We start from the raw sequence: 22,805 nt of genomic DNA on the forward strand, positions 1-22,805 counted from the left end.
CGCAGGCACGTCACGCCGCCGCACACGGTGGCGGGCAAGCGGTTGTGGCTGCAGTTCGACGGCGTGAACACGGTCGCCGACGTGTGGATCAACGGCGTGCACCTCGGACAGCACCGCGGTGGCTACGCGACTTTCGCTTCGACGCGACGGACGCGCTGCGGCCCGGCCACGACAACGTGCTCGCGGTGCGGGTGGACAATTCGGCGGTCGCCGACGTCGCGCCGCTGAGCGCCGACTACACGTTCTTCGGCGGCATCTACCGCGACGTTTCGCTGGTCGCCCTCGACCCGTTGAGCGTGCGGATGGACGACTTCGGCGGCCCGGGCGTGTACCTGACGCAGCGGTTGGTGACGGCCGAAGCGGCTCAGGTCGACGTGGTCACCAAGGCACACAACGCTTCCGGCGGCTCGCGCTCCGTGCGCGTGCGCACGGTGCTCTCGGACGCGCGGGGCCGCGAGGTGAGCCGGGTGGTTTCTCCACCGGCGTCGATCTCGACGGACCTCGGCGTGTCGCAGCGGCTTTCGCTCTCGCGGCCGCACCGCTGGCAGGGCACGGCGGACCCGCACCTGTAGCACGTGCGGGTCGACGTGCTTGATGCGCACACGGGCCGCGTCACCGACTCCGTGACCCAGCCCCTCGGCCTGCGTTCGTCCACTGTGGATGCCGACACCGGGTTCTCCCTCAACGGGCAGCACGTCGCGCTGCACGGCGTCAACGGCCCACCAGGACCGGCTCGACGAGGGCTGGGCCGTCGCGGACCGGCGGCGCGACCAGGACTTGGACCTCATGGACGAGATGGGCGTGAACGCGCTGCGGACCGCGCACTACCAGCAGCCCCAGCACGGCTACGACCTCGCCGACCGGCGCGGGTACGTGGTGTGGGCGGAGATCCCGTTGGTCAACGGCGTCACCGACAGCGCCGAATTCCGCGCCAACGCGGTGCAGCAGTTGTCCGAGCTGATCCGGCAGAACTACAACCACCCGTCGATCGCGTTCTGGCGCACCGGCAACGAGCAGGCCAAGAACGACGAGGTCACCAACGGCCTCCTTGCGGACCCCGCCGCCCAGGTCGCTCGGGAAGACCCGATGCGGCTTTCCGTCTACGCCAACCACAAGGGCGGCCAGGACGCGGTGTCGAACCACGCGGACCTGTCGGCGCACAATAAGTACTACGGCTGGTACGACCTGTCCGCGCCCGGCTTCGGCCCCTGGACCGGCCAGCTGCACGCAGCGGATCCTGCGCGCCGCATCGTGATCAGCGAGTACGGCGCCGGCGGCAGCGTGTCCCAGCACGTGGAGAACTCGACGGTGAAGCCGCCGGTCATCGCGTCGCGCGCACCCGGAGGAGCACGAGACGCTGGTGCACGAGAACACTTGGCGCCAGATCGAATCCCGGCCCTACCTGTGGGGCACCTTCGTCTGGAACATGTTCGACTTCGCCTCCGACGGCCGCACCGAAGGCGACACCCGGGCCGCAACGACAAGGGCCTGGTCACCTACGACCGGAAGACCCGCAAGGACGCGTTCGACTGGTACAAGGCCAACTGGACGTCGAGGCCGTTCGTGTACCTGACCAGCCGCCGCTGGACCTCGCGCACCGACGCCGCGACGACGGTCAAGGCTTACGGCAACGGGGTCGTCTCGGTGTCGCTGACGCTCAACGGTGTTCCGGTGGGCGCCCGGGTTTCGGCCGACCACACCTACACCTGGCCGGTCACCCTGTCTCCCGGCGCGAACGTCGTGAAGGTGACGGGTGGGCGCGGCGGGCACATGTACGCCGACACGGTCACCTGGACTCTCACGACGCGAGCGCCGGCCGGAAGTCCGCCCGGTAACGGCTCGGTGCGGCCCCCACGTGGCGCGTGAAGTGCTACCGGAACGACACCGCCGGGCCTAAGCCGCAGCAGGTGGCGATCTCGGCGACCGGCAGGCCGGTGCGTTCGAGCAGTTGCTCGGCGCGCTGCGCAGGTCGAGCAGCCAGCGCAGCGGCGTGGTGCCCGTTTCGGCGACGAAGCGGCGCGCGAAGGTGCGTTCGGACATCGAGGCCCAGCCGGCGAGCTCGGTGACGGTCAAACGGCCGGCCCAGTTCGCGCAGGGCGCGTTCGCGGACGGCGGCGTGGGGTTCGTCGCCGAGTGGCGGCGTGGGGGCGGTGATGGACTGCGCCTGGCCGCCCGAGCGGAAGGGGGCCGTGACCATGGAGCGGGCGATCGCCGCGGCGGCGTCGGCGCCGCGGGTGAGGCGCACGAGGTGCAGGCACAGGTCGATGCCGGCGGCGACGCCCGCCGACGTCCACACGCCGTCGGCGCCCGCGCAGAGGACGCCGGGGTCGACCTGGGCGCGCGGGCGGCGACGGGAAGCTCGGCGGTGAACCGCCAGCGCGTCGAGGCGGGGCGGTCGTCGAGCAGGCCCGCGGCGCCGAGCACGAACGCGCCGAGGCGCAGGCCCGCGACTTGTGCGCCCGCCCGGTGCGCCGACCGCAACGCGGCCGGCCGCGCGGGCGACGGGCGCGCGTCGAGGACGGCCTAGCCGGGGACGAAGACCAGGTCGGCTGTGCGCAGCCAGGAAAACCCGCGCTTCGGCGTCAGCACGACGCCGCCGGTCAGCTGCACGGGATCCTTCGGCTCGGCGCACTTGCGCAGCTCGGCCGCGGCACCGCTGCGCGCGCCCCACACCTCGTCGACCACGGCCGTGTCGAAGAGGCGGGCACTGTCGAACAGAACGAGGGCGATCTTCTGCACGGCTCCAGGCTGACTGGCAGGGTCCCATCGACCAACGGCATCTCTGCCACTCACCGTTCCGAGGAAAGACGAGGCAGGATGAACGGCATGACCACTTTCACCCTGCGCCACCTCGGCGGCCCGACCTCCCTGATCACCTACGGCGGCGTGCGGCTGCTCACCGACCCGACGTTCGACGAGCCGGGCGAGCACCCCATCGGCAGCCGCGTGCTGGTCAAGACGACGGGGCCGGTGCTGGGGCCGGACGAGGTCGGCCCCGTCGACGCCGTCCTGCTGTCGCACGACCAGCACCCCGACAACCTCGACCGCGGCGGCCGCGAGTACCTCGCGACGGCGCCGCTCACCCTCACCACGCCGTCGGGTGCCGAACGCCTCGGCGGCACCGCGCAGGCCCTGCCGAACTGGTCGCACGTCGAGCTGGCCGGCGGTGTTCGCGTCACCGGCCTGCCGGCGCTCCACGGCCCTGAGGGCTCCGAAGCCAAGGTCGGCGAGGTCACGGGCTTCCTGCTGTCTGCCGACGGTCTGCCCACCGTCTACATCAGCGGCGACAACGCGTCGCTGGACCGCGTCCGCGAGATCGCCGGCCGCTTAGGCCCCGTGCCCATCGCCGTCCTCTTCGCCGGCGCCGCCCGCACGCCGCTGATCGACGCGTACCTCACCCTCGAGTCCACGGCCGCCGCCGAGGCCGCCGAAATCCTCTCGGCAACCGACGTCGTCCCGCTGCACTTCGAGGGCTGGGGCCACTTCACGCAGGGTCCGGGCACGCTGGAGGAGGCCTTCGCCGGCAAGCCGGCGCGCCTGCACCTGCTGAAGCCGGGTGCGGAAGTCAGTCTCTGACGCCCTCGCTCTTGTAGCCACGGTGCAACGCCACCACACCACCGGTGAGATCCCGCCACTCCACTCGCGTCCAGCCCGCGCGCTGCAGGTCGGCCGCCAGCTCCGGCTGCGTGGGCCACGCGAGGATGGAGTCGGCGAGGTAGCCGTACGCCGGCGCGTTGGTGCTGAGCACGCGGGCGATGTGTGGGGCCGCCTTCCGCAGGTACGCCTGGAAGGCGGCCTGCGTGAGCGCCGAGGCCGGGTGGCTGTACTCCGCGACGACCACGCGCCCGCCGGGCCGCACGACACGGTGCATCTCCGCGAGCGCCCGCACGCGGTCGTGCACGTTGCGCAGGCCGAACGAGATCGTCGCCGCGTCGAAGGCTCCATCGGGAAACGGCAGGTCGAGGGCATCACCCGGCACGAACTTCAACGACGGCACCCGGCGCCGGGCCACCGCGAGCATGCCGGGCGAGAAGTCGCAGCCCACGACCTCGACCCCGGACCGTGAAAGCGCCCGCGACGAAGTCCCGGTACCGCACGCGACGTCCAGCACCCGCTGTCCCGGGCGCAGGTCCAGCGCCCGCGCCATGGCTTTGGCCCACCGGCCCATCTGCCCGAACCACAGCACCGATCGCGTGCGGTCGTAGCCTTCGGCGACCTCGTCGAACATCGCCGACACCTGGTCGGCCTTCTTGTCCAGTTCTGCGCGCATGACAACCCCCGAAGTTCCACCTCCAGGGTAGCGCGCGGCCGCAAGTGTCTACTCAGGACGGAAGGAGCGCGCCAGCGCGACCGCACCGAGCGCGACGGCCTTCGCGCCGCCCCTCGCCGGCCGGACGTCCACCGGTGACCCCGACAGCAGCGGGTGCGCCAGCAGCGCCTCCTGTATCGGTTTCTCGAGCAGCGCCCACGAATTCGTCGCCGAACCGCCGACGACGGCCGTCGCGATGCCCAGCAAGCCGCACGCGTGCGTGATCGCCTCGCCGAGGTAGCGCCCGGCGTCCGTGAACACCGTCAGCGCCGCCTGGCCGCCCGCCAGCGCCGCCTCCGCCACCACCTCCGCGCGCACGGCCAAGCCGGTCGCGAGTGCGTAGCGGCGCGCCAGCGACCGCCCCGACGCGTAGGCCTCCAGGTGCCCGGTTTGCCCGCACGTGCACGGCGCGGGTCCGTAGTTGCCGACGTGCCCGATCTCGCCCGCCCCCGTGCCACCGCCGTGCAGCAAGGCGCCGTCGACGAACACGGCCCCGCCGACGCCCGTGCCCAGCGCCACCCCGAGCAGGTGCCGGTCCGAAGTGGACAGTTCGCCGAGCAGGAACGCGTTCACGTCGTTCTCCGTCACCACCGGCACGCCGCCCAGCCGCCCGGTGAGCCCGACATTGACGGCGGTGCCCGCCCAGCCCGTGAACGAGTCGCCCGTGACCACGATCGTCCCGGTCGCCGGCTCGACCACCCCCGCCGCGCCGACGCCCACCCCGGCCAGGGCAGAAGCGGGCGCCACCGACGTCACCAGTGCCGCCGCCCGGTCGAGGATCGCCTCGCCGCCGAGGTGCGCGCCCGAAACCGCCGACACCGACGCGACTTCACGCCCGTCGCCGTCGCACAAGACGACCAGCGCGTTCGACCCGCCGATGTCGACCCCGGCCCACAGCCCGTTCACGCAGCTGGGTCCACGTCGGGCACCGTGAACTCCAGCCGCCGGCCGCGTTGGACCGCCGGGTCCGCCACGGGGGAGGACAGCAGCAACGCCTTGGTGTACGGGTGTTCCGGGTCCCGCAAGACCTGCGCAGCCGGCCCCTTGCTCCACCAGCCCGCCCGCGCGCAGCACGGCCACGCGGTCGCACACGCGGTCCACCGCGGCCAGGTCGTGGCTCACGAACAGGCAGCCGAACCCGAACTCCGCGTGCAGCCGCTTGAACACGTCGAGCACCACGGCCTGCACCGCCACGTCGAGCGCACTCGTCGGTTCGTCGGCGATCAGCAGCTTCGGTCCCAGCACGAGCGCCCGCGCGAGGCTCACGCGCTGGCGCTGGCCGCCGGAGAGCTCACGACCGTAGCGCTCCAGCATCGATTCCGGCAGCTCGACGGCGTCGAGCAGCTCCCGCACGCGCCGCCGGCGTTCCGCGCGGCCGGATGAGGTGTGCATGACCAGCGGTTCGGCCACCGTCTGGCCCACCGTCATCCGTGGGTCCAGCGACGACGCGGAGTCTTGGAACACCGCGCCGATCTGCCGCCGCGCCGCCCGCGCCGCCCGCCCGGTCCCGCGCGGCAACGGACCACCGAGCACTTCCACCTGCCCCGACTTCGGCGTCACCAGACCCAGCGCGCAGTTGCCCAGCGTCGTCTTGCCCGAGCCCTCGCCGACCAGCCCCAGGATTTCGCCCGGTCCGACGCGCAGCGACACCGAGTCCACTGCCCGCTTCCCGCCGTACTCCACCACGACGTCCGTCAACGCCAGCACCGGCTTCTCCGGCGCCGCGACGGCCGCGTCGTGCACCCCGGCGCCCAGCCGCGGCACGGCTGCCAGCAGCTCCCGCGTGTACGCGGCCTGCGGCGCCGCGAACAGCTGCGCCGTCGGCGCCTCCTCCACCAGCCGACCGGACCGCAGCACGAGCACGCGGTCGGCGATGTCGGCCACCACCCCCATGTTGTGCGTGATCAGCAGTGTCGCCGTGCCCTCGGTGTCGCGGATGTCGCGCAGCAGGTCGGGGATCTGCTGCTGCAACCGACGAACCGCGGTGCCAGGCCGCTGTCGTGGTGACCGGCGACGACGAGACGGTGATCACCGACCAGGCGGCCAGGCTCGCCAAGTCCTATTGGGACGCACGGCGGGACTTCCGGTTCGTCGCGCCGACCGGCACCTTGGGGGAATGCCTGGCGCAGGCCGTGGCTTCGGAGGCGTGCCCGTTCTTCGTCAGCGATTCCGGCGACAACCCGACCGCCGGCGGGGCCGGCGACACGTCGTGGAGCCTCGACGTGCTGCTGCGGACGCCCGCCGTCGTCGGCTCGGAGTTGACCACGCTGTACGCCGCCATCGTCGATCAGTCCGCAGTGGACACCGCGGTGGCCGCGGGCGTCGGCGCCACCGTTTCCGTGGAGCTGGGCGGAAAGGTCGACTCCGGCCCGCACGGACCGGTGCCGGTCACCGCGCGCGTCGAGGCCATCGACGCCGACGACCCCGTGGCCGGCACCGCCGTGGTGTTCGGTGTCGGCGGCCTGCACGTGATCGTCACGGCGCGGCGCAAGCCCTACCACCTGGAGTCCGACTTCCTCGCACTCGGCCTGCGCCCGCGCGAAGCCGACGTGGTGATCGTGAAGATCGGCTACCTGGAGCCGGAGCTCTTCGCCATGGCGGGCGGCTGGCTGCTCGCTCTCACGCCCGGCGGCGTCGACCAGGACCTGCTCCGCCTCGGCCACGCCGGGATCGAGCGGCCGATGTTCCCCTTCGACGACGAGGTGGCGGAGCCGGCGCTGAAGCCCGAGCTGCTCTGAGCGCCAGCGCGGTCAGCGCGCCGTAGGCCAGGTGGTCGAGCCACTGCGGCCCGCGCGGCAGCGCGCGGATCGCGGACTTGCGCCGCCCGACGACCTCCAGGTCCAGCAGTGCGATGGCCGCGCCCGCGGCCATGCCGTCGCGCACGGACAGCGGGCGCCGGCGGTCGACGTAGGCGAGCGCGGCCGTCCAGCCCGCCGACACCAGCCCGTGGACCAGCGTGCCGCGCACGACGCCGGCCCGGCCACCGGGCAGCAGAGTGCCGGCCGCGCGCGTCGCCGCGAGTGGATCACGGTGCGTGAACAACGCGTGCAGGGTCGACGGCACCCCGCTGCCGGTCGCCGCCACCGCCCACGCCTTCACCGCGTCCCTCACCAGGTCAGTATGCCGCAGGACTTGACATGCAGGCATTTGCCTGCCTTACTGTGTGTGTGCAACCGGATCTGGACAAGGTGTTCAAGGCGCTGGCCGACCCGACCAGGCGGTACCTGCTGGACCAGCTGCACGAGGACAACGGGCAGACGCTCAACGAGCTGTGCGCCCGCCTGGACATGACGCGCCAGACGGTCACGCAGCACCTCGGAGTCCTCGAAGCGGCGAACCTGGTCAGCACGGTCCGCCGCGGGCGGGAGAAGCTGCACTACCTCAACCCCGTCCCGTTGCACGAGATGCAGGAACGCTGGGTGGACAAGTTCGAGCGCCCCCGGCTACGCGCCCTGAGTGCCGTCAAACGCCGAGCAGAGGAAACCATGACCGACAAGCCGAGTTACGTGTACGTCACCTACATCGAGAGCACCCCCGAGAAGGTCTGGCACGCGCTGACCGACGCGGAGCTGACCGGGCAGTTCTGGGGCCACCGGAACGTTTCGGACTGGCAGCCGGGCTCCCGCTGGGAGCACGTGCGCCTCGACGGTTCCGGCATCGCCGACGTCTACGGCGACGTGGTGGAGGCCGTCGCGCCCAAGCGGCTCGTGACCACCTGGTACGACAGCGGGAACCCGGACGTGCCGCCGTCGCGCGCCACGTTCGACATCGAGCAGTACAACGACATCGTGCGGCTCACCGTGACCCACGAGGACTTGCCCGACGACCAGGCGCGCCGCGACGTCGGCCGCGGCTGGCCCGCGGTGCTGGCAAACCTCAAGTCGCTGCTGGAGACCGGGCACGTGCTGCCGCAACAGCCGTGGACCATGCCCTGATCCTCGGGCCTTCGCTACTTGTCGACACCTTCGTACGTGCCGCGCGTGAAGCGCTTCGAGAAGACGAAGTAGACGATCGCCACCGGCAGCGTCATGAGCAGTGCCGCGGCGAGCTTGAGCGGGAACTGGTTGCCCTGCCCGAGCTCGCCGGACACGAGCGACGCGACGCCGGTGGTGAGCGTGTTCAGCGCCGGGTCCTGCCGCGACACGATGTAGTGGGGCAGCTCGTTCCACGAACCCTGGAACGACAGGATGGTCAGCGTGATCAGCGCTGGCTTCGACATCGGCAGCACCACGGACCAGAACGTGCGCAGCGGTCCGGCCCCGTCGATGCGCGCGGCCTCTTCGACGCTCAGCGGCACGCTCTCGAAGAACTGCTTCATGATGAACACGCCCGACGCGTCGGCCAGCAGCGGGATGATCATCGCCGAGTAGGTGTCGTACATGCCGAACTGGTTGAGCACCAGGAACTTCGGGATGAGCAGCACCACGCTCGGCACGGCCAGCACCGCGACGATCGCGCCGAACACGGCCGTGCGGCCGCGGAAGCGCAGCCGGGCCAGCGCGTAGCCGGCCATCGAGTCGAACACGACGCGGCCGACGGTGATCGTCACGGAGATGAAGATCGAGTTGAGCGCCCAACGCGGGAAGTCCTGCTGCGCGAGCGTTGAAAAGACGGCCACGGACCACTCGTGCGGCCACGGGGTGAGCGGGTGGGCTGTGGCGTCGGCGTCGGTCTTGAACGCCGTCGCCAGCTGGATGAGGAACGGGTAGATGTAGGCCACCGCGACCAGGACGAGCAGTGCGAACCCGACCCAGCGCAGATATCCGCGACGCTTCACCGCCGGCTCCTCCGTCCGTCCTTTTCACGCAATAGCCAGCGCTGCCCGAGCGTGAGCACCACGATCACCACGAACAGCAGGAACGCGATCGCCGAGCCCTGGCCCCACTCCTTGCCGATGAACGACGTCGAGTACGACAGGTAGGCCGGGGTGAGCGTGGTCTTGGCGGGATTGCCGCGGCTGAGCACGTAGACCTGGTCGAAGACCTGCCACGTGCCGATCAGCCCGAGCGTGAGCACGAGGAACAGCGTGGGCCGAAGCTGCGGCAGCGTCACGCGCCAGAACCGCTGCCACGGGTTGGCGCCGTCGATCAGCGCGGCCTCGTCGATGCCCGGCGGCAGGTTCTGCAGCGCCGCGTAGAACATGAGCATGAACCCGCCGGTGGTCGTCCAGACCACGAGCACGATGATCGAGCACATCGCCACGCTCGGACCCGAGAGCCAGTCCCACCAGGACAGTCCGAGGAACCCGTGTGAGGTCAGGGCTTGCGGGTTCTGCGGCACACCGAGCCCGTTGAGCGCGAGCTGGAAGATGCCGCGCGGGTCGGCGAACCAGCTGGGCCCGTTCACCCCGAACAGCTTCAGTGCGGCGTTGACCGTGCCCGTGCTGGAGAAGAGGAACAGGAACACCACCGAGATGGCCACGGAACTTGTGACGGTGGGGAAGTAGAACGCCGTGCGGAAGAACTGCTTGCCCTTGAGCTTGCGCTGGTGCAGCAGCATCGCCAGGCCCAGCGCGAGCGCCGTTTGCAGCGGCACCACGAACAGCACGAAGTAGGCGTTGTTGCGGATGCTCGTGGCGAAGTCGCGTTGCGTGAGCCCGGGTTCGGTGAGCAGCGCGGCGTAGTTGTCACCGCCGACGAAGTGCACCCGCGACGAGAACGGGCTGCCGTTGCCGGTCCAGTCGCTCACGCTCACCCACAGCGCCATGAGGATCGGCAGCACGAAGAACAGGCCGAGCACCACCAGCGTCGGGGCGAGGAACAGCCAGCCGACGCGCCCCTCGCGCCGGCTGGGGCCGGGTCCCCGCCGCGCCGGGGATGGCGGCGCGGCGGGGGTGGCCGGCGTGGTCAGCACCGTGGTCATGCCCGCTGCCTCACTGACCCAGCGCGGCGGCGGTGTTGGTCTGCAGCTGCTGCAGGATGTGCTTCGGGTCCGCGCCCGGCAGCTGCTGGATCTGGGCGTCGAAGTCGGTCAGGACCGGGTCCATCTTGGTCAGCGTCACCGGGCCGTGCGCGGAGTCGGCACCTTCGAGGAACGCCGCCTGCTGCGGGAACTGCTGCTGGTACTGCGTGCGCACCGACTGGCGCGAGGGCATCACGCCGAACGTCTTCGCGAACGCGAGCTCCTGCGCCGGCTGCATCAGCGCGTCGACGAGCTGCTTGGCCTGGTCCTGGAACTTGCTCTTGGCCGCGATGCCCCAGCACTGCGTGAACGACAGCGTGCCCGGGCCCGCCGGACCGGCGGGCAGCGGCACGACCTTGTACTTCACGTTGGGGTAGTCCTTCGACATCCCGCCGACCAGCCAGTTGCCGTCGACGCTCATCGCGGCCTTGCCCTGGCCGAACGCCTCACCCGAGTCGCCCGCGCCGATCTGCTTGGGGTACTTGGCGGCGCCGGAGGCGAGCAGGTCGCGCACGTACGTCAGCGCCTGCAGGTTCTGCGGCGAGTCGGCGGTGGCCTTCTTCTGGTCGGCGTCGAGGGGCCAGCCGCCGGCCTGCACGAGGAACGCGCCGACGCGGTCGCGGGTGTCGTTGAACACGAGCCCGGTGTGCCCGCCGGTGGTGAGCTTCTGCGCGACGGACTTGAGCTGGTCCCAGTTCTTCGGGATGTCGTTGTCGGTGAGGCCGGCCGCGGTCCACTGGTCGGTGTTGATCGCGAGCGCGAGCGTGGAGAAGTCCTTGGGGACGCAGTAGAGCTTGCCCTCCTTGGTGAACGTGGTGCGCAGCGTCGGGTAGAGATCGTCTTTGTAGGACACCGAATCCCCGTAGGGCAGCATTTCGTCGGCGTAGCCCTGGAACTTCGTGGCGTCCACGGCGAACACGTCGGGCGGGCTGCCCGCGGCGAAGCCCTGGCTCAGCTGCTGGGGCAGGTCGTTGGCGGCGATCACCTGCACCGACGAGCCGGCGGATCCCGCGGCCCACTTCGCCGTGGCGTCCTGCACCGCCTTGAGCTCGGCGCCGCCGCTGGCGGCGATCATGAGCTTGAGCTGGGCGGGCCCGGACTGCTGGGTCGCGGGTGCCGTCGAGTCGTCGAAACCGCCGCCGCACGCGGTGAGCGTGAGCAGCAGACCGGTGGCGGCAACGGCACCGGCGGCCCTGGGGAGGGGGTGACGCATCGATCCTCCTTGATCGTGCAGGGGTGGTCAGGTCGTGCGGAGCACGAGCCGGGGGGTGAGCAGGGTGGAGGTGGGTTCGGGGCCGGATGGGCCGCGCAGCCGCGCGCGCAGCAGGCGCACGCACTCGGCGGCGACCTCGGCGATCGGCTGGGCCACGGAACTCAGTCCGAGCACCGCCGCGGTCGGGGTGTCGTCGAAGCCGATCACGGACGCGTCCGCGCCCGGGCGCAGCCCGCGTTCGCGCAGTTCACCGACAACGCCGAGCGCGAGGGAGTCGCTGGCGCACACGAAAGCGGTGGGCGCGGTGGGTTCGTCGAGCAACCGGGCGGCCGCCGAGCGGCCGCCTTCGACGCCGTCGAACACTTGCGCCTGCGGCCGGTCGCCGAGCCCGGCGGCGGCGAGCCCGGCGTCCCAGCCGGCTCGCCGGTCGTCACCGGTCTCGGAGCCGGCGGGCCAGCCGACGAACGCGATGCGGCGGTGGCCCTGGCGCACGAGGTGCTCGGTGGCCAGGCGCGTGCCGCGGGCGCCGTCGACGTCGACCCAGCCGTGCGCGTCCTCCGCGCCCCAGGGCCGGCCGAAGGTCACGAACGGCAGGTCGCGCTCCTTGAGCCAGCGGGTGCGCACGTCGTTGTGGTGGGTGCCGGTGAGCACGAAACCGTCGACGCCGACGGAGGCGATGAGGTCTTCGTACGCCCGGGTTTCGGCCTCGTCGTCGGCGGCGCTGAAGAGCATGATCCGGTGGTCGTACTCCTCGGCCGTGGCCGTGAGGGAATGCAGGAACTGGTCCAGGACCACGCCGCTCACGCCGTTGCCGGCCGGGGCGATGCGCATGCCGATGATCTGCGAACGGGTGGTGCGCAGCTGGCGGGCGGCGGTGTGGGGACGGTAACCGAGCCGCTCGATGGCTTCGAGCACGCGTTCGCGGGTCTCGGGGCTCACGAGGTCGGGCGAGTTGATCACGTTCGACACGGTCTGCCGTGAGACGGCGGCCGCCTGCGCGACCGAGTTCAGCGTGGCCCGCTGAGCCATCTCGCCTCCCGCTTGTCCGGTTTTGTCCGGTGATTTGAACGTTCAACCTGGCGGCTACTCTGAACGTTGGGCACTGACCTGTCAAGACTTCGAATGAACTTGACACGAAGCTCGTTTGATCGATCAAATCGAGGAGCACCCCGACCCCACCGGAGGACGTTTCCCATGCAGCCGCTGCTCCATGACCTCGCGATCACCCTGCGCGCGCCGACCGTCGTCCTTTCGGGTCGCGACGGCCAGATCCGCGGCAATGGCACGCAGGGCCTGCTGCACGGCGACCTGCGTCTCGTGAGCGAAGCGGTGGTGACCGTCGACGGGCACGAGCCCGCGCCGATCGGCTTCGAGGAGCCGGCCGCGGACCGCGGGACGTTCACCGGGCTGGTGCGCCACCTCGGTGACCCCGGCCCGGATCCGACGGTGTGGCTGCGCCGCCACCGCCGGGTCACGGCGAGCGGGGTGGCGGAGGAGCTGGAGCTGGTGTTGTCGGCCGCCGACGCGGTGGAGTGCGTGGTCGAGCTCGCGCTGGCGGCCGACTTCGCGCCGATCGAGGTGATCAAGTCCGGCGGGGAGACTTCGCCGCTGGTGCCCGTGCGCGTCGACGGCGGGGTGCGGTGGGAGTCGGGTCCGGTCACGGCCGTGGTCGCCACCGACGGCGGAACCACTGTGGACGGTGCCGGGGTGGTGATCCGGTGGCGCGTGCGCCTCGAGGACCAGGTGGTGCTGCACTGGTCGCTGACCGCGGCGGACCCCGCGGCGCCGTTCGTGCCGGGCACGGCCGTGCGCTTGCCGGCGCCCGTGGTGGAGGCCGACGACCGGCGCTTCACCGCGCTGCTGAACCGTTCGCTCGCCGACCTCGACGCGCTGCTGCTGGCCGAACGCGAGCACCCGGCCGACGTGTTCGCCGGCGCCGGCGCACCGTGGTTCTTCACGTTGTTCGGCCGCGACAGCCTCTGGGCCGCGCGCCTCGCGTTGCCGTTGTCGCTGGAGCTGGCGGGCGGCACGCTGCGCACGCTGGCCCGCGCCCAGGGCGAGCGCCACGACCCCGCGACCGGCGAGGCGCCGGGCAAGATCCTGCACGAGCGCCGGCGCACCGGATTCGAGGTGCACGGCATGTCGCTGCCCGCGCGCTATTACGGCACGATCGACGCGACCGCGCTGTGGGTGTGCCTGCTGCATGACGCCTGGCGTTGGGGCCTGCCCGAGGCCGAGGTCCGCGAGCTGCTGCCGAACCTGCGCGCGGCGCTGTTCTGGATCACGGGCCTCGCCGACACCGACGGCGACGGGTTCGCCGAGTACCTCGACGAATCCGGCCGCGGCCTGGCCAACCAGGGCTGGAAGGACTCCGGCGACGCCGTGCGTTTCGCCGACGGGTCGATCGCCAAGCCGCCCGTCGCGCTCGCCGAGGTGCAGGGTTACCAGTACGAGGCCGCCATCCGCGCCGCCGAGCTCTTGACGGTGTTGGGCGAGCCGGTCGACGGCCTGGCCGAGTGGGCTTCGGGCTTGCGCTCGAGGTTTCGCGAGCGGTTCTGGGTGTCCACTGCAGACGGTCACTTCCCCGCCCTGGCTCTGGACGGCGGCAAACAGCCTGTGGACTCGCTGACGAGCAACATCGGCCACCTGCTCGGCACCGGATTCCTGGACGAGTCCGAAAGCGACGCGATCGGCGCGCTGCTGCTGGGCCCGTCGATGTCGGCGGGCTTCGGGTTGCGCACCATGTCCTCGACCGCGGGTGGCTTCTCACCCCTGAGCTACCACTGCGGCTCCGTCTGGCCTCACGACACCGCTGTCGTCGTCCGCGGCCTGCACCTCGCCGGCCAGTCGGCGCGCGCCGCCGAACTCGGCCTGCAGCTGGTCCACGCCGCCGGCGCGTTCGACAACCGCCTCCCGGAACTGTTCTCGGGCTACGGTGCCGCCGACGTGACGGCGCCCTTGCCGTACCCGGCTTCCTGCCGCCCGCAGGCTTGGGCGGCCGCCTCCGCGGTCACGCTGCTGGTGACCTTCCTGGGCCTGCACGTCGACGTCCCCGCCGGCGTCGTCACGCTCGACCCCCCGCGTCCCAGCCCGGTGGGCGCGCTGCGCGTGACCGGCCTGCCCCTCGCCGGCGGCACCCTCGACGTGACGATCACGGCCGACGGCACGACGACCGACGTGCGGCTGCCGCCAGGCCTGCGGCTCGGCTGAGCCAAGCCGTGCCGGCGCCCGCACGTACTTGCTCTCGCGGCCCGGCGCAGCTCCGGTCGCCCAGCGGTGGCTGTGCGCGACGTCCGGTGCGCGCGCCGGCCGCCGGAACCGAGCGGCTGCACTGCACCTGACCTCGACGCCCATTGGCGCCGGCACGGCCCGACTTTGCGCCGCTTGCCGGCATGGTCGCCTCGAGCGAGTACTCCGGCGGCATAGCGCACCGCACCCCACCTACGCAGCCCACGAACCACGCCTACGCAGCGCAAGGCAATTACGCAACGAGGATGCGCCGAGCCCCCCGATCCGAAGCTTCAACGCGGCCGTAGTCACACCCCCGCTTCGGGGTGCATACGCACCGCAACACGCCCCTGCGTCGACAAGATGGAGACGATCGTTCGGTCGTGACGTGTTTGGTGACCGCAATCGCCGTCAGCGGCGAGCGATGCGTCACAGGAGGAGCGGACGGCGGCGATGGTGCGGGGACAGCGAGCCCCCTGAGCCAAAGATCAACTCGTCCCGCACGCGGATTCCGGGGGACGCGCATAACGGTGGATCCCCGAGTCCTGGCAGCTACCGATCCGGCCTCGCCGAACTCGGTGCCGTCTTCCGGGTGACGAGGCGTGATCGGGCCGTCAGTGGCCTCCCGCCGGCACGGGAGCAGACCCGGTAGTTCCGCGGTCATCGCTGGGCTGCCGGGGAGATGACGCAGGGATGGCGTTGTCGATGAGGACGGAGGCGATGGCGGCGGCGGTGGGGAAGCATTCGCTGTCGAGGACTCGGGTGCGGGCGGAGGCGCCATCGATGAGCAGCGCCAGCTGTTCGCCGAGTTGCTCGGGGTTGGTGGCGCCTGCTTCGCGGGCGGTTTCGGCGAGCCGCGCGGCGATGGCTTTCTTGTAATCGCGTGCGCACTCGGATGCCGGGTGCCCAGGGTCGTGGAGTTCGACGGCCGCCCCGATGTAGGGGCACAGGGGGGTGGATGCCGGCACATCGAAGACAGCGAGGAGTCGTTCGCGGGGCGTGAGGTCGGTGCGGTCGAACACCCCGGGCAAGACGTCGGGATCGAAGCGGCGCAGGTATTCGGCGACCAGTTCGTCCTTGCCGGCGAAGTGCTGGTAGGCCGTGTGCTTCGACACCTGGGCCACCGCGCAGAGCTGGTCCATACCGGTGCGATTGATGCCCTGTTCGCGGAACAGTTGTTGTGACGCGCTGAGGATCCGCTCGCGTGCGCCCCTGCCCCGGCGGCGGCCTTGGGGCCCCTTCTCCAACTCCGTCATACATCCAGCATAGCCGAGTGGAGTACCGACCGGTGTACATAACTTGCCCGCCGGCCGATCGCCCGATACGTTAAGCACACAGGACGGTGTACATAACGCACCGGCTGGTTCGAACCCTCGGCGATTCGAAGGAGAGATCGTGGGAAAGCTCGACGGCAAGGTAGCGGTGATCACGGGTGGATCAACCGGCATGGCGCTGGCCGGCGCCAAACTGTTCGTGGACGAGGGAGCTCACGTCTTCATCCAGGCCCGGCGGCAGGACGCGCTGGACGACGCCGTCAAGCTGATCGGCCGGAACGTGACCGCCGTACAGGGTGACGCGGCCGAACTGGCCGACCTGGACCGCTTGTACGACACCGTCAAGCGGGACAAGGGCTCGATCGACGTGCTGTGGGCCAGCGCCGGGATGGGCGAACCCGCCGTCCTCGGCGAGATCACCGAGGAACAGTTCCATCGCGCCTTCTGGCTCAACGCACGCGGCACCCTGTTCACCGTGCAGAAGGCCCTGCCGCTGCTCAACGACGGTGCCTCGGTCTTCATGACCGGCTCCAATGCCTCACTCGGGGCCTTCCCCGGATGGAGTCTGTACGCCGGTAGCAAGGCCGTGCAGCAGGCATGGGCCCGCGTGTGGCTCAACGAGCTGAAGGACCGCAAGATCCGGGTGAACGTCCTGACCCCCGGCCAGGTCGCCACGGCCAAGCAGGAAGAACTGTTCGACGAGGCCACCAAGGCCGCGTTCGAATCCCTGATCCCGCGGGGAAAGATGGGCCGCCCCGAAGAGATCGCCACCGTCGCGCTGTTCCTCGCCTCCAACGACTCCAGCTACGTCAATGGCCTGGAACTGGTCACCGACGGCGGAACCACGGCGATCTGAGCGGAAAACCCGGTACGCGCGGGCACGCCCGCAAGAACACAGCCACCACGGGCGAAGAAACCGTTCTCGGACGCGGGCACCGCAACACGACGAAGTGTTGCGTGGCCGCGAGAAGAAGGAAGAGAGCACACCTCATGAGCAGCATCAGCTTCATCGGCACCGGGAACATGGCCCGCACCATCGGTACGCGGGCGGTAGCGGGCGGCAACACCGTCGAGATCATCGGCCGCGATGAGTCCAAGGCCGCCGATCTGGCCCAGGCTCTCGGCGGCGGCACCACGACGGGAAAGTGGGGTGCCGTCCCGGCCGGGGACATCGTCATCGCGGCCCTGTTGTACGACGCTGTCGTTCCGGCCATCGCCCAGTTCGGCGACGCCCTCGCAGGCAAGGTCATCGTCGAGATCAGCAACCCCTTCAACGCCACGTTCGACGGGCTGGCCCACAGCGAGGAGACCTCGATCGCGCAGGAAGTCGCCAAGGTGGCCCCGGCCGGCGCCAGCGTGGTGAAGGCCTTCAACACCATCTTCCGCAACGTCCTGGAGAAGGGCCGGCCCAACGTCTTCATCGCCGGCGACAATGCACAGGCCAAGGCGGACGTGGCGGCATTCGTCAAGAGCCTCGGGCTGCGCCCACTGGATGTCGGCGGCCTGAAAATGGCGCACTGGCTGGAAGGCGCAGGCGTAGTCACGGTGGGCCTCGCCGGCAACGCGGTCGGCCACTGGGACTTCGCCCTCGGCGTCAACGAGTTCTCCGGCTGAGCGCGACCGCGCTATCGCCGGCACTGTAGGCCTCATGAGGAGTGCGATCGCCGAGCGACCGGTGGGGTCGGGATGCGGTTGTAGATGTCGCGGAATCGGCTGGTCTCCATCGCCAGCGCCCCGCCGTCGTTCGGCGCCCGGTACAGGTGCTCGCAGTTCAGGGTGCCGAAGAAGCGTTCGATGACCCCGGTTGGTCTGCGGTGATCGGACGCGGGTGCGGACGTGGCGCAGCAGTGGGTCCTCGCCTGCGAACGCGGTCTGGTGGGTCTCGCCACGGAAGCAGGAGCCGTGGTCAGAGACGTCGGCGATCGGCGCCGGGACGACGTCGATGATTTCGCCGGTGGTTTCGTCGACCAGTTCGAGCTCACCACGCTTTGCCCGTAGGTCGCCGGGGCCGAGAACGCGTTCGGCCTCGGCGACGGCGGCGTCAAGGCACGCGAGGGCGTCGGTGCCGCGGCCGGTCGGGGTGATGGTGATGGCGAGGCAGTACTTGGTGGCGTAGTCGATGACGGCGCAGATGCGCCCGATGCCGCCGCCGGTGGCCTCGAAACCGCTGAAGTCGCCCTACCAGACCCGGTTGCGTTCGGTGGGCGGGTCGTGGAACACCTCGCGGCGCAGGGCGGCGCAAGACTTGCGATCGGCCCAAGAACCCGCGCGGCAGCAGCAACCCGCGCCGACGCGGCGCCCGCTCCACGGTCGAGGTCGACACTGAGAGTCCGTCGGCGCGCATCATCGCGGCGATCTTGCGCTGCTCCCACGCCGGCCAATCGGACGCGTACTTCGCTGCCGGCGCCTCGAGGGCGTCGACCGACGGTGTCGGCCACGGCCCCTTGACCGGCTCGTCCCCGGCCCGGAGCTTGGCGAGGCGGCGCCGGTAGGTGCGTTCCGGGATGCCGGCCAGCCGTGTGAACCTCGCGAGCGGCAGCTCGGCTGCCGCTCTCAGGGCCTCGAGGTCTGCGAAGGGATCTGGTCGACGTACTCCGAGCCCTCGCTGCCGGACCCGCAGCTGCACCGTCGCCTCAGCCGGCGCCAAGTTCAACTCCTGGATCTCGGCCCGCTGCCGACGCTCGACCAGGCTGCCCGGGCGCCGGCCTTGCCCGGCATACCGTCCTCCATTGCAGCTTTGCCCGCATCGACGAAGCGGTTGCGCCAGCGGTTGATCGACTCCGTCGACACCCCGTGCCGACGCGCAGCCTCCGCGACGCCAGCTCGTGCGCCAACACCGCGAGCACGAGCTGCAGCCGCGTCTCGACCGGCACCGGGTCGTTGCTCTTCCTGCTCACGATCGAAGTGCCTGTCACGGATCAGCCCAAAAACCCTGCCAGAAAGTCCGACGCACACCAACGGGGTCAGCGGCCGTAGTCACACTCGAGCTTCGGAGTGCATACGCACCGCAACACGCCCCTGCGCAGGACCGCATCACCCCACAACGCCCCCACCCCAACCACCCACTCACCCCCGATGCAACACCATCCGCTCCACCACACTCCACGTCGTCGTAGTCAGCACATACACCGACGCAGCCAAGGGAACAAAAGCGGTAACCAAAACCGTTCCATAAGGCAGGAGGCGGAGGAACCGAGCGCCCGGAGCACTGAAGTCGCGCTGACGGTCCTGCCACCGGATCGAGAACCACGCCACCACGGCGAGCAGGCCGGCCACCACGAACACCAACGGGGCCGCGGCGAGGCCGTGAGCCCCGAGCGAGAGGCCCAGCAGGGTACTGCCGAGCAGCGCGTTGGGGGCGCCGGCGATCACTGCGGCGCTGAAGAGGTGGTACATCACCCAGAAGAACGGCAGTTGCGCGACCATCGGCAGGCATCCGACGAACAGCGACGTCCCGGACTCCTGCTGCAGCCTCGCCATCTCGGCAGCCAGCGTGTCGCGGTCGTTGCCGTGCTTTTTCCGCAGCTTCTCGATTTCGGGCAGCAGCGCGGTGCGGGCCCGCTGCCCGCGGGCCGCGGCTCGGGCGAACGGCACGAGCAACAGCCGCACGGCCACGGTGAACAGCACGATCGCGACGGCGGCCGCGAACGAGCCGGTGACGGGTTCGGTCGCCGAAGCGAGCCAGTGGACGAGGTGGTACGCGCCTTCGACGGGCAGGTCGAGGAATCCGGGCATGACAGCACTCCGAGGGAAAGTCGATTCAGGGCAGGCGGAATCAGCTGCGCGAGTGCCCGAAGAAGACTTGTCCTGATCGGACTCAGCAGCGGGTCACGCAGCCGGGGAGTGCTGTCCGGGTGCGCGGGGCCGGCTTCGGCCGGGTGCGCCGGGATCGCGCAACCGCAGGAACGCCGCGCGGCGCGACCGCTGGTTCAACGCGGTGTGGCGGGCGCGCACGGGGATCGTCCACGTCGCAAGCTCACCGCGGTTCGCGTTGGCGACCACGATGACCACGAGCAGGCTCGCCGCCACCACGGAGGCGAACGTGAAGAACGCGGCCGGGCCGCCCTGTTCGACCAGGTGGACGGCGGGGAACGCGAGCAGCAGCAGTGCGTGCATGCGGCGTCCCCTTCCGGTGTGTGGCGCGTCCCCCTGTTCGGGCGCCAGTGTAGCCGAGTTCGAAAGGGTGTTGTGGCTTTCCCAGCCGGTGCGTTATGCTCACCGCGATCCCCATGGATGCCGGCTCAGCCGCCCGGGGGAGTTTTTCTCTCTTCACGCGAACCCGAGTGACTCGTGTTCGTTCTCGCGATCCGTCGATCGCAACTCACACCTGTTCAAGGAGTCATCATGTCCTACGTTGGAATTCTCGATGTCCGCGGCAAGACCGCCACGCTCGGCTACGGGCCGGGCGGGCCGACCGTCCCATTCGGACTGATCCGCAAGCACAGCCTGCGCCGGGGTGACGAAATCGTCGTCGAGGGCGAGCAGCTCGTCTCGGTCAACGGCGCCCCGCCGCCGCCGGACCGCCCCGAGTTCGAGCGGCTCACGCCCGTGCACCCCGATGAGCGGCTCGTGCTCGAAACGACCCGCCACCAGCTCACGACCCGCGTGCTCGACCTCGTCGCGCCCGTCGGCAAGGGGCAGCGCGCGCTGATCGTCGCACCGCCCCGCACGGGAAAGACGTCGGTGCTGCAGGCGATCGCCCAGGCGGTGGCGGTCAACCACCCCGAGGTGCACCTCATGGTCCTGCTCGCCGACGAGCGGCCCGAGGAGGTCACCGACATGCAGCGGTCGGTGCGCGGCGAGGTCGTCGCCTCGACCTTCGACCGCAAGCCCGCCGAGCACGTGGCCGTCGCCGAGCTCGTCGTCGAACGCGCGAAGCGCCTAGTCGAATCCGGCCGCGACGTCGTGCTGCTGCTCGACTCGCTCACGCGCCTCGGCCGCGCCTACAACCTCGCCGGCCGCGCTTCCGGCCGCATCCTGTCCGGCGGGGTGGACGCCGGCGCGCTGCACCCCATGAAGAAAATCCTGGGCGCTGCCCGCAACATCGAAGGCGGCGGCTCGCTCACCATCATCGCCACGGCCCTCGTCGGCACCGGTTCGCTCGCCGACACGGTGTTCTTCGAGGAGCTCAAGAGCACGGGCAACTCGGAGCTCCGCCTCGACCGCGCCCTCGCTGACAACCGCGTGTTTCCCGCCATTGACCTCTTCGCCTCCGGTACCCGCCGCGAAGAGCTGCTCCTCTCGCCGGCCGAACTGCAGGTCATGACGGAGGTCCGCCGCGCACTGGCCGCCCAGGACCCCAAGCGGGCCGCCGAGCAGTTCCTCGACCAGGTCCGCACCACGAAGTCCAACGCGGAGTTCGTGGTCCGCGTCGCGGCCTCCCTCGGCGCCCCGGCCGCCGCAGCCGCCTGACTCACGCCGCGCCGCGTATCCGAACCCCCACCCGCGCGTGTGATGAGTTCGGCGTGACCGCGCCACTGCCTCCTGGCCGACGGCCGCCGCAGCTCACCCGTTTCCGCACCCGCGATCTCGTGGGGCGTACGAAGTCCCGCCCGCTCGAACCGCCTTGAGCAGCCAACCTGCTGTTCACGCGCGAGCTCGCGCGCCGGCTGCCGGTCAGCGCTGCGTCGTTCCACCCGGGCACGCTGGCCGGCGACTTCTTCCGCGAGGGCGGCTTTCCCGCATGGGCGGTGCGCTCGCCGATCGGCCGCCGGCTCACCGTGACGCCGGAGCGGGCCGCCCAGCGATTGGTCCAACCGGCGACCGCAGCGCACCTGCCGAGCGGCGCGTACTTCGATCGCGGCGTCCCGAAGGAACCCACCGGTCAGGCCACAGACGACGCCCTCGCCCGCGGCCTGTGGCTCCGCGCCGCGGAGATCCTCAGCCACCGGAACGGTGACCAGCCAACGATCCGGTCCGGCACACCAGGGACCAGACCACCGATCTGCGGACGGAAGGAATTCGACAAGGAAAACATCCTCCGGAGACTCTGCCGAATGGTTGGCAGCTTTTGCAGCCGGCGAGGAGCGACGGGCTTCTTCCGTTACGCGGCAAGCGACTACGCGACTGCAACGCCACCTGCATGAGAGAACCACCCACTTAGTTGCATTGCCAACGGATACGACGCTGCAACTAAACAACGAAATGGGAACCACCCGCACCTCCCCCGCCCCGATCCTCAGCCTCCTCTACGGTACTCACTTTGTGTCAAGGTGCGCTTTCCAGCCTTGACACAAAGTGAGTACCGTAGAACGATTGGCTGTCGGGGTGTCGTTCCCATGGAATCGTTTCGCCCGTAGGGCGCCTTTCCTGTTGCGAAGACGACGCTTACCTCCGGTGAGAACACCCTTGCCTTCGGCAAGAAAAGACTTCGCCTACGGTGAAAAGGCTCACGAGAAGCTCCCCGAAGCCCAATTGTGACTACGGTTCGGGGCCTCTTGTCAAGGCGGGAAAGCGTACCTTGACAAGAGGCCCCGAACCGCGTTCTGGCTTCGTATCGGGGAGCGGGGCGGGGGTTGGTCGTTCACGTTCGTCCCAGCATCGGTGACCGTTGGGGAGGTGGTGGTCGGTCGCCGGCGGTGGTGTTCCGGTTCGAAGCGGAGGCGCGTAGGGGGTGGGTTGGGGTATTGGCTGCGGTTGGCTGGATGGTGGTCGGTCGCCGCTGGCGGTGTTCCGGTTCAGCGCGGGGTCGCCCAGAGGGCTGGGCCGGCGTGGTTTGCTGCGGTTGGGCGAAATGCCAGTCGGTCCGGGCTGCAGGAGATCAGTTGTTGGGCCGACGAGCTGCGGTCGCCGCGAACGCGATCCGGCCCAGCGGCGCGATGAACCGACCAGGCCAGGGACCGCGCCGACATCGAATCGAGCACCCCACCCACGATCGCCA

Annotated in this window: 24 protein-coding genes and 1 pseudogene; 11 read left to right on the forward strand and 14 right to left on the reverse strand. The window is 70.4% G+C overall.

The genetic code is table 11. The annotated features are described in order from the left end of the window. The first annotated feature begins 27 nt into the window (after positions 1 to 27). From I6J71_RS50360 to I6J71_RS06600, 3 genes are all read left to right on the forward strand, one after another. Positions 28 to 228: a hypothetical protein gene (locus I6J71_RS50360; protein WP_204096911.1), complete on the forward strand. Its 201-nt coding sequence runs from the start codon at positions 28 to 30 to the stop codon at positions 226 to 228. Beyond that, a complete protein-coding gene (locus I6J71_RS06595) occupies positions 186 to 572 on the forward strand; it encodes a hypothetical protein (RefSeq protein ID WP_204093904.1) in 387 nt (128 codons plus the stop codon). Before I6J71_RS50360 ends, I6J71_RS06595 begins: the two co-directional genes overlap by 43 nt. Before the next feature lie 88 nt (positions 573 to 660). After that, positions 661 to 1,866: a glycoside hydrolase family 2 TIM barrel-domain containing protein gene (locus tag I6J71_RS06600; RefSeq protein ID WP_204093905.1), complete on the forward strand. Its 1,206-nt coding sequence runs from the start codon at positions 661 to 663 to the stop codon at positions 1,864 to 1,866. A 4-nt stretch (positions 1,867 to 1,870) separates the two neighbouring features. Here I6J71_RS06600 and I6J71_RS06605 read toward each other — a convergent pair whose 3' ends face one another. Together I6J71_RS06605 and I6J71_RS06610 are read right to left on the reverse strand one after the other, a co-directional pair. Further along, the gene (locus tag I6J71_RS06605) at positions 1,871 to 2,296 is read right to left on the reverse strand and encodes a hypothetical protein (protein WP_204093906.1); all 426 of its coding nucleotides are present in this window, start codon (positions 2,294 to 2,296) and stop codon (positions 1,871 to 1,873) included. Between the two features lie 227 nt (positions 2,297 to 2,523). Beyond that, positions 2,524 to 2,739 carry a hypothetical protein gene (locus I6J71_RS06610; RefSeq protein ID WP_204093907.1) on the reverse strand — a complete coding sequence of 72 codons (216 nt, stop codon included), beginning with the start codon at positions 2,737 to 2,739 and terminating at the stop codon, positions 2,524 to 2,526. A gap of 87 nt (positions 2,740 to 2,826) precedes the next feature. Between I6J71_RS06610 and I6J71_RS06615 the strand changes: the two genes are divergently transcribed. Further along, entirely contained in the window at positions 2,827 to 3,576 is a 750-nt protein-coding gene (locus tag I6J71_RS06615) for an MBL fold metallo-hydrolase (RefSeq protein ID WP_370542089.1), read from the forward strand. Here the strand turns inward: I6J71_RS06615 and I6J71_RS06620 are convergent. From I6J71_RS06620 to I6J71_RS47725, 4 genes and pseudogenes are all read right to left on the reverse strand, one after another. Next, positions 3,566 to 4,270: a ubiquinone/menaquinone biosynthesis methyltransferase gene (locus I6J71_RS06620; RefSeq protein ID WP_204093909.1), complete on the reverse strand. Its 705-nt coding sequence runs from the start codon at positions 4,268 to 4,270 to the stop codon at positions 3,566 to 3,568. The two genes, I6J71_RS06615 and I6J71_RS06620, sit on opposite strands and share 11 nt — an antisense overlap. A 48-nt stretch (positions 4,271 to 4,318) precedes the next feature. Next, the gene (locus I6J71_RS06625) at positions 4,319 to 5,215 is read right to left on the reverse strand and encodes an ROK family protein (RefSeq protein ID WP_204093910.1); all 897 of its coding nucleotides are present in this window, start codon (positions 5,213 to 5,215) and stop codon (positions 4,319 to 4,321) included. After that, the gene (locus tag I6J71_RS47720) at positions 5,212 to 5,334 is read right to left on the reverse strand and encodes a hypothetical protein (protein ID WP_370542196.1); all 123 of its coding nucleotides are present in this window, start codon (positions 5,332 to 5,334) and stop codon (positions 5,212 to 5,214) included. The genes I6J71_RS06625 and I6J71_RS47720 overlap by 4 nt, the downstream gene beginning before the upstream one ends. 238 nt (positions 5,335 to 5,572) lie before the next feature. Further along, a pseudogene (locus I6J71_RS47725) lies at positions 5,573 to 6,202 on the reverse strand (ATP-binding cassette domain-containing protein); the annotation flags it as partial. Between the two features lie 110 nt (positions 6,203 to 6,312). Between I6J71_RS47725 and I6J71_RS06635 the strand changes: the two are divergent. Continuing rightward, positions 6,313 to 7,047, forward strand: coding sequence for an MlrC C-terminal domain-containing protein (locus tag I6J71_RS06635; RefSeq protein ID WP_239154473.1), 735 nt, complete (start codon positions 6,313 to 6,315; stop codon positions 7,045 to 7,047). Here the strand turns inward: I6J71_RS06635 and I6J71_RS06640 are convergent. Next, on the reverse strand, positions 6,929 to 7,420 hold the full coding sequence (locus I6J71_RS06640) for a hypothetical protein (protein ID WP_204093911.1): 492 nt from the start codon (positions 7,418 to 7,420) through the stop codon (positions 6,929 to 6,931). The two genes, I6J71_RS06635 and I6J71_RS06640, sit on opposite strands and share 119 nt — an antisense overlap. A gap of 56 nt (positions 7,421 to 7,476) precedes the next feature. Between I6J71_RS06640 and I6J71_RS06645 the strand changes: the two genes are divergently transcribed. Beyond that, positions 7,477 to 8,244: a metalloregulator ArsR/SmtB family transcription factor gene (locus tag I6J71_RS06645; RefSeq protein ID WP_239154474.1), complete on the forward strand. Its 768-nt coding sequence runs from the start codon at positions 7,477 to 7,479 to the stop codon at positions 8,242 to 8,244. 14 nt (positions 8,245 to 8,258) lie between these two features. On the opposite strand, the gene I6J71_RS06650 is transcribed toward I6J71_RS06645, so the two are convergent. Genes I6J71_RS06650 through I6J71_RS06665 form a run of 4 tightly spaced genes read right to left on the reverse strand, consistent with a single transcriptional unit; the run spans position 8,259 to position 12,452 of the window. After that, complete coding sequence (locus tag I6J71_RS06650; RefSeq protein WP_204093913.1) at positions 8,259 to 9,086, reverse strand: carbohydrate ABC transporter permease; 828 nt, start codon at positions 9,084 to 9,086, stop codon at positions 8,259 to 8,261. Then, on the reverse strand, positions 9,083 to 10,171 hold the full coding sequence (locus I6J71_RS06655; RefSeq protein ID WP_204093914.1) for a carbohydrate ABC transporter permease: 1,089 nt from the start codon (positions 10,169 to 10,171) through the stop codon (positions 9,083 to 9,085). Before I6J71_RS06655 ends, I6J71_RS06650 begins: the two co-directional genes overlap by 4 nt. Positions 10,172 to 10,181: 10 nt before the next feature. Beyond that, positions 10,182 to 11,423 carry a sugar ABC transporter substrate-binding protein gene (locus tag I6J71_RS06660; RefSeq protein WP_204093915.1) on the reverse strand — a complete coding sequence of 414 codons (1,242 nt, stop codon included), beginning with the start codon at positions 11,421 to 11,423 and terminating at the stop codon, positions 10,182 to 10,184. A gap of 27 nt (positions 11,424 to 11,450) precedes the next feature. Further along, positions 11,451 to 12,452 (reverse strand): LacI family DNA-binding transcriptional regulator, encoded by a 1,002-nt coding sequence (locus I6J71_RS06665; protein WP_204093916.1) that lies wholly within the window; start codon positions 12,450 to 12,452, stop codon positions 11,451 to 11,453. A gap of 165 nt (positions 12,453 to 12,617) precedes the next feature. Between I6J71_RS06665 and I6J71_RS06670 the strand changes: the two genes are divergently transcribed. Beyond that, positions 12,618 to 14,633 carry a glycogen debranching N-terminal domain-containing protein gene (locus I6J71_RS06670; protein ID WP_204093917.1) on the forward strand — a complete coding sequence of 672 codons (2,016 nt, stop codon included), beginning with the start codon at positions 12,618 to 12,620 and terminating at the stop codon, positions 14,631 to 14,633. Positions 14,634 to 15,265: 632 nt separating this feature from the next. Here I6J71_RS06670 and I6J71_RS06675 read toward each other — a convergent pair. Continuing rightward, positions 15,266 to 15,907, reverse strand: coding sequence for a TetR/AcrR family transcriptional regulator (locus tag I6J71_RS06675; protein ID WP_204093918.1), 642 nt, complete (start codon positions 15,905 to 15,907; stop codon positions 15,266 to 15,268). Positions 15,908 to 16,046: 139 nt separating this feature from the next. Between I6J71_RS06675 and I6J71_RS06680 the strand changes: the two genes are divergently transcribed. The 3 genes from I6J71_RS06680 (at position 16,047) to I6J71_RS06690 (ending at position 17,923) form a co-directional block, all read left to right on the forward strand. Continuing rightward, a complete protein-coding gene (locus I6J71_RS06680; RefSeq protein WP_204096912.1) occupies positions 16,047 to 16,781 on the forward strand; it encodes an SDR family NAD(P)-dependent oxidoreductase in 735 nt (244 codons plus the stop codon). A gap of 134 nt (positions 16,782 to 16,915) precedes the next feature. Then, positions 16,916 to 17,539: an NADPH-dependent F420 reductase gene (locus I6J71_RS06685; protein WP_204093919.1), complete on the forward strand. Its 624-nt coding sequence runs from the start codon at positions 16,916 to 16,918 to the stop codon at positions 17,537 to 17,539. A 222-nt stretch (positions 17,540 to 17,761) separates the two neighbouring features. Next, positions 17,762 to 17,923, forward strand: coding sequence for a hypothetical protein (locus tag I6J71_RS06690; protein WP_204093920.1), 162 nt, complete (start codon positions 17,762 to 17,764; stop codon positions 17,921 to 17,923). 1,068 nt (positions 17,924 to 18,991) lie between these two features. Here the strand turns inward: I6J71_RS06690 and I6J71_RS06695 are convergent. Next, positions 18,992 to 19,660, reverse strand: a complete 669-nt coding sequence (locus I6J71_RS06695) for a membrane protein insertase YidC (protein WP_204093921.1) — start codon at positions 19,658 to 19,660, stop codon at positions 18,992 to 18,994. Between the two features lie 93 nt (positions 19,661 to 19,753). Continuing rightward, positions 19,754 to 20,041: a DUF6412 domain-containing protein gene (locus I6J71_RS06700; RefSeq protein WP_204093922.1), complete on the reverse strand. Its 288-nt coding sequence runs from the start codon at positions 20,039 to 20,041 to the stop codon at positions 19,754 to 19,756. A gap of 228 nt (positions 20,042 to 20,269) precedes the next feature. On the opposite strand from I6J71_RS06700, the gene rho reads away from it, so the two are divergent. After that, positions 20,270 to 21,337 (forward strand): transcription termination factor Rho, encoded by a 1,068-nt coding sequence (rho, locus tag I6J71_RS06705; RefSeq protein WP_204093923.1) that lies wholly within the window; start codon positions 20,270 to 20,272, stop codon positions 21,335 to 21,337. The last annotated feature ends 1,468 nt before the right edge of the window (positions 21,338 to 22,805 follow it).

Source organism: Amycolatopsis sp. FDAARGOS 1241 (genome assembly GCF_016889705.1).
Classification (GTDB): domain Bacteria; phylum Actinomycetota; class Actinomycetes; order Mycobacteriales; family Pseudonocardiaceae; genus Amycolatopsis.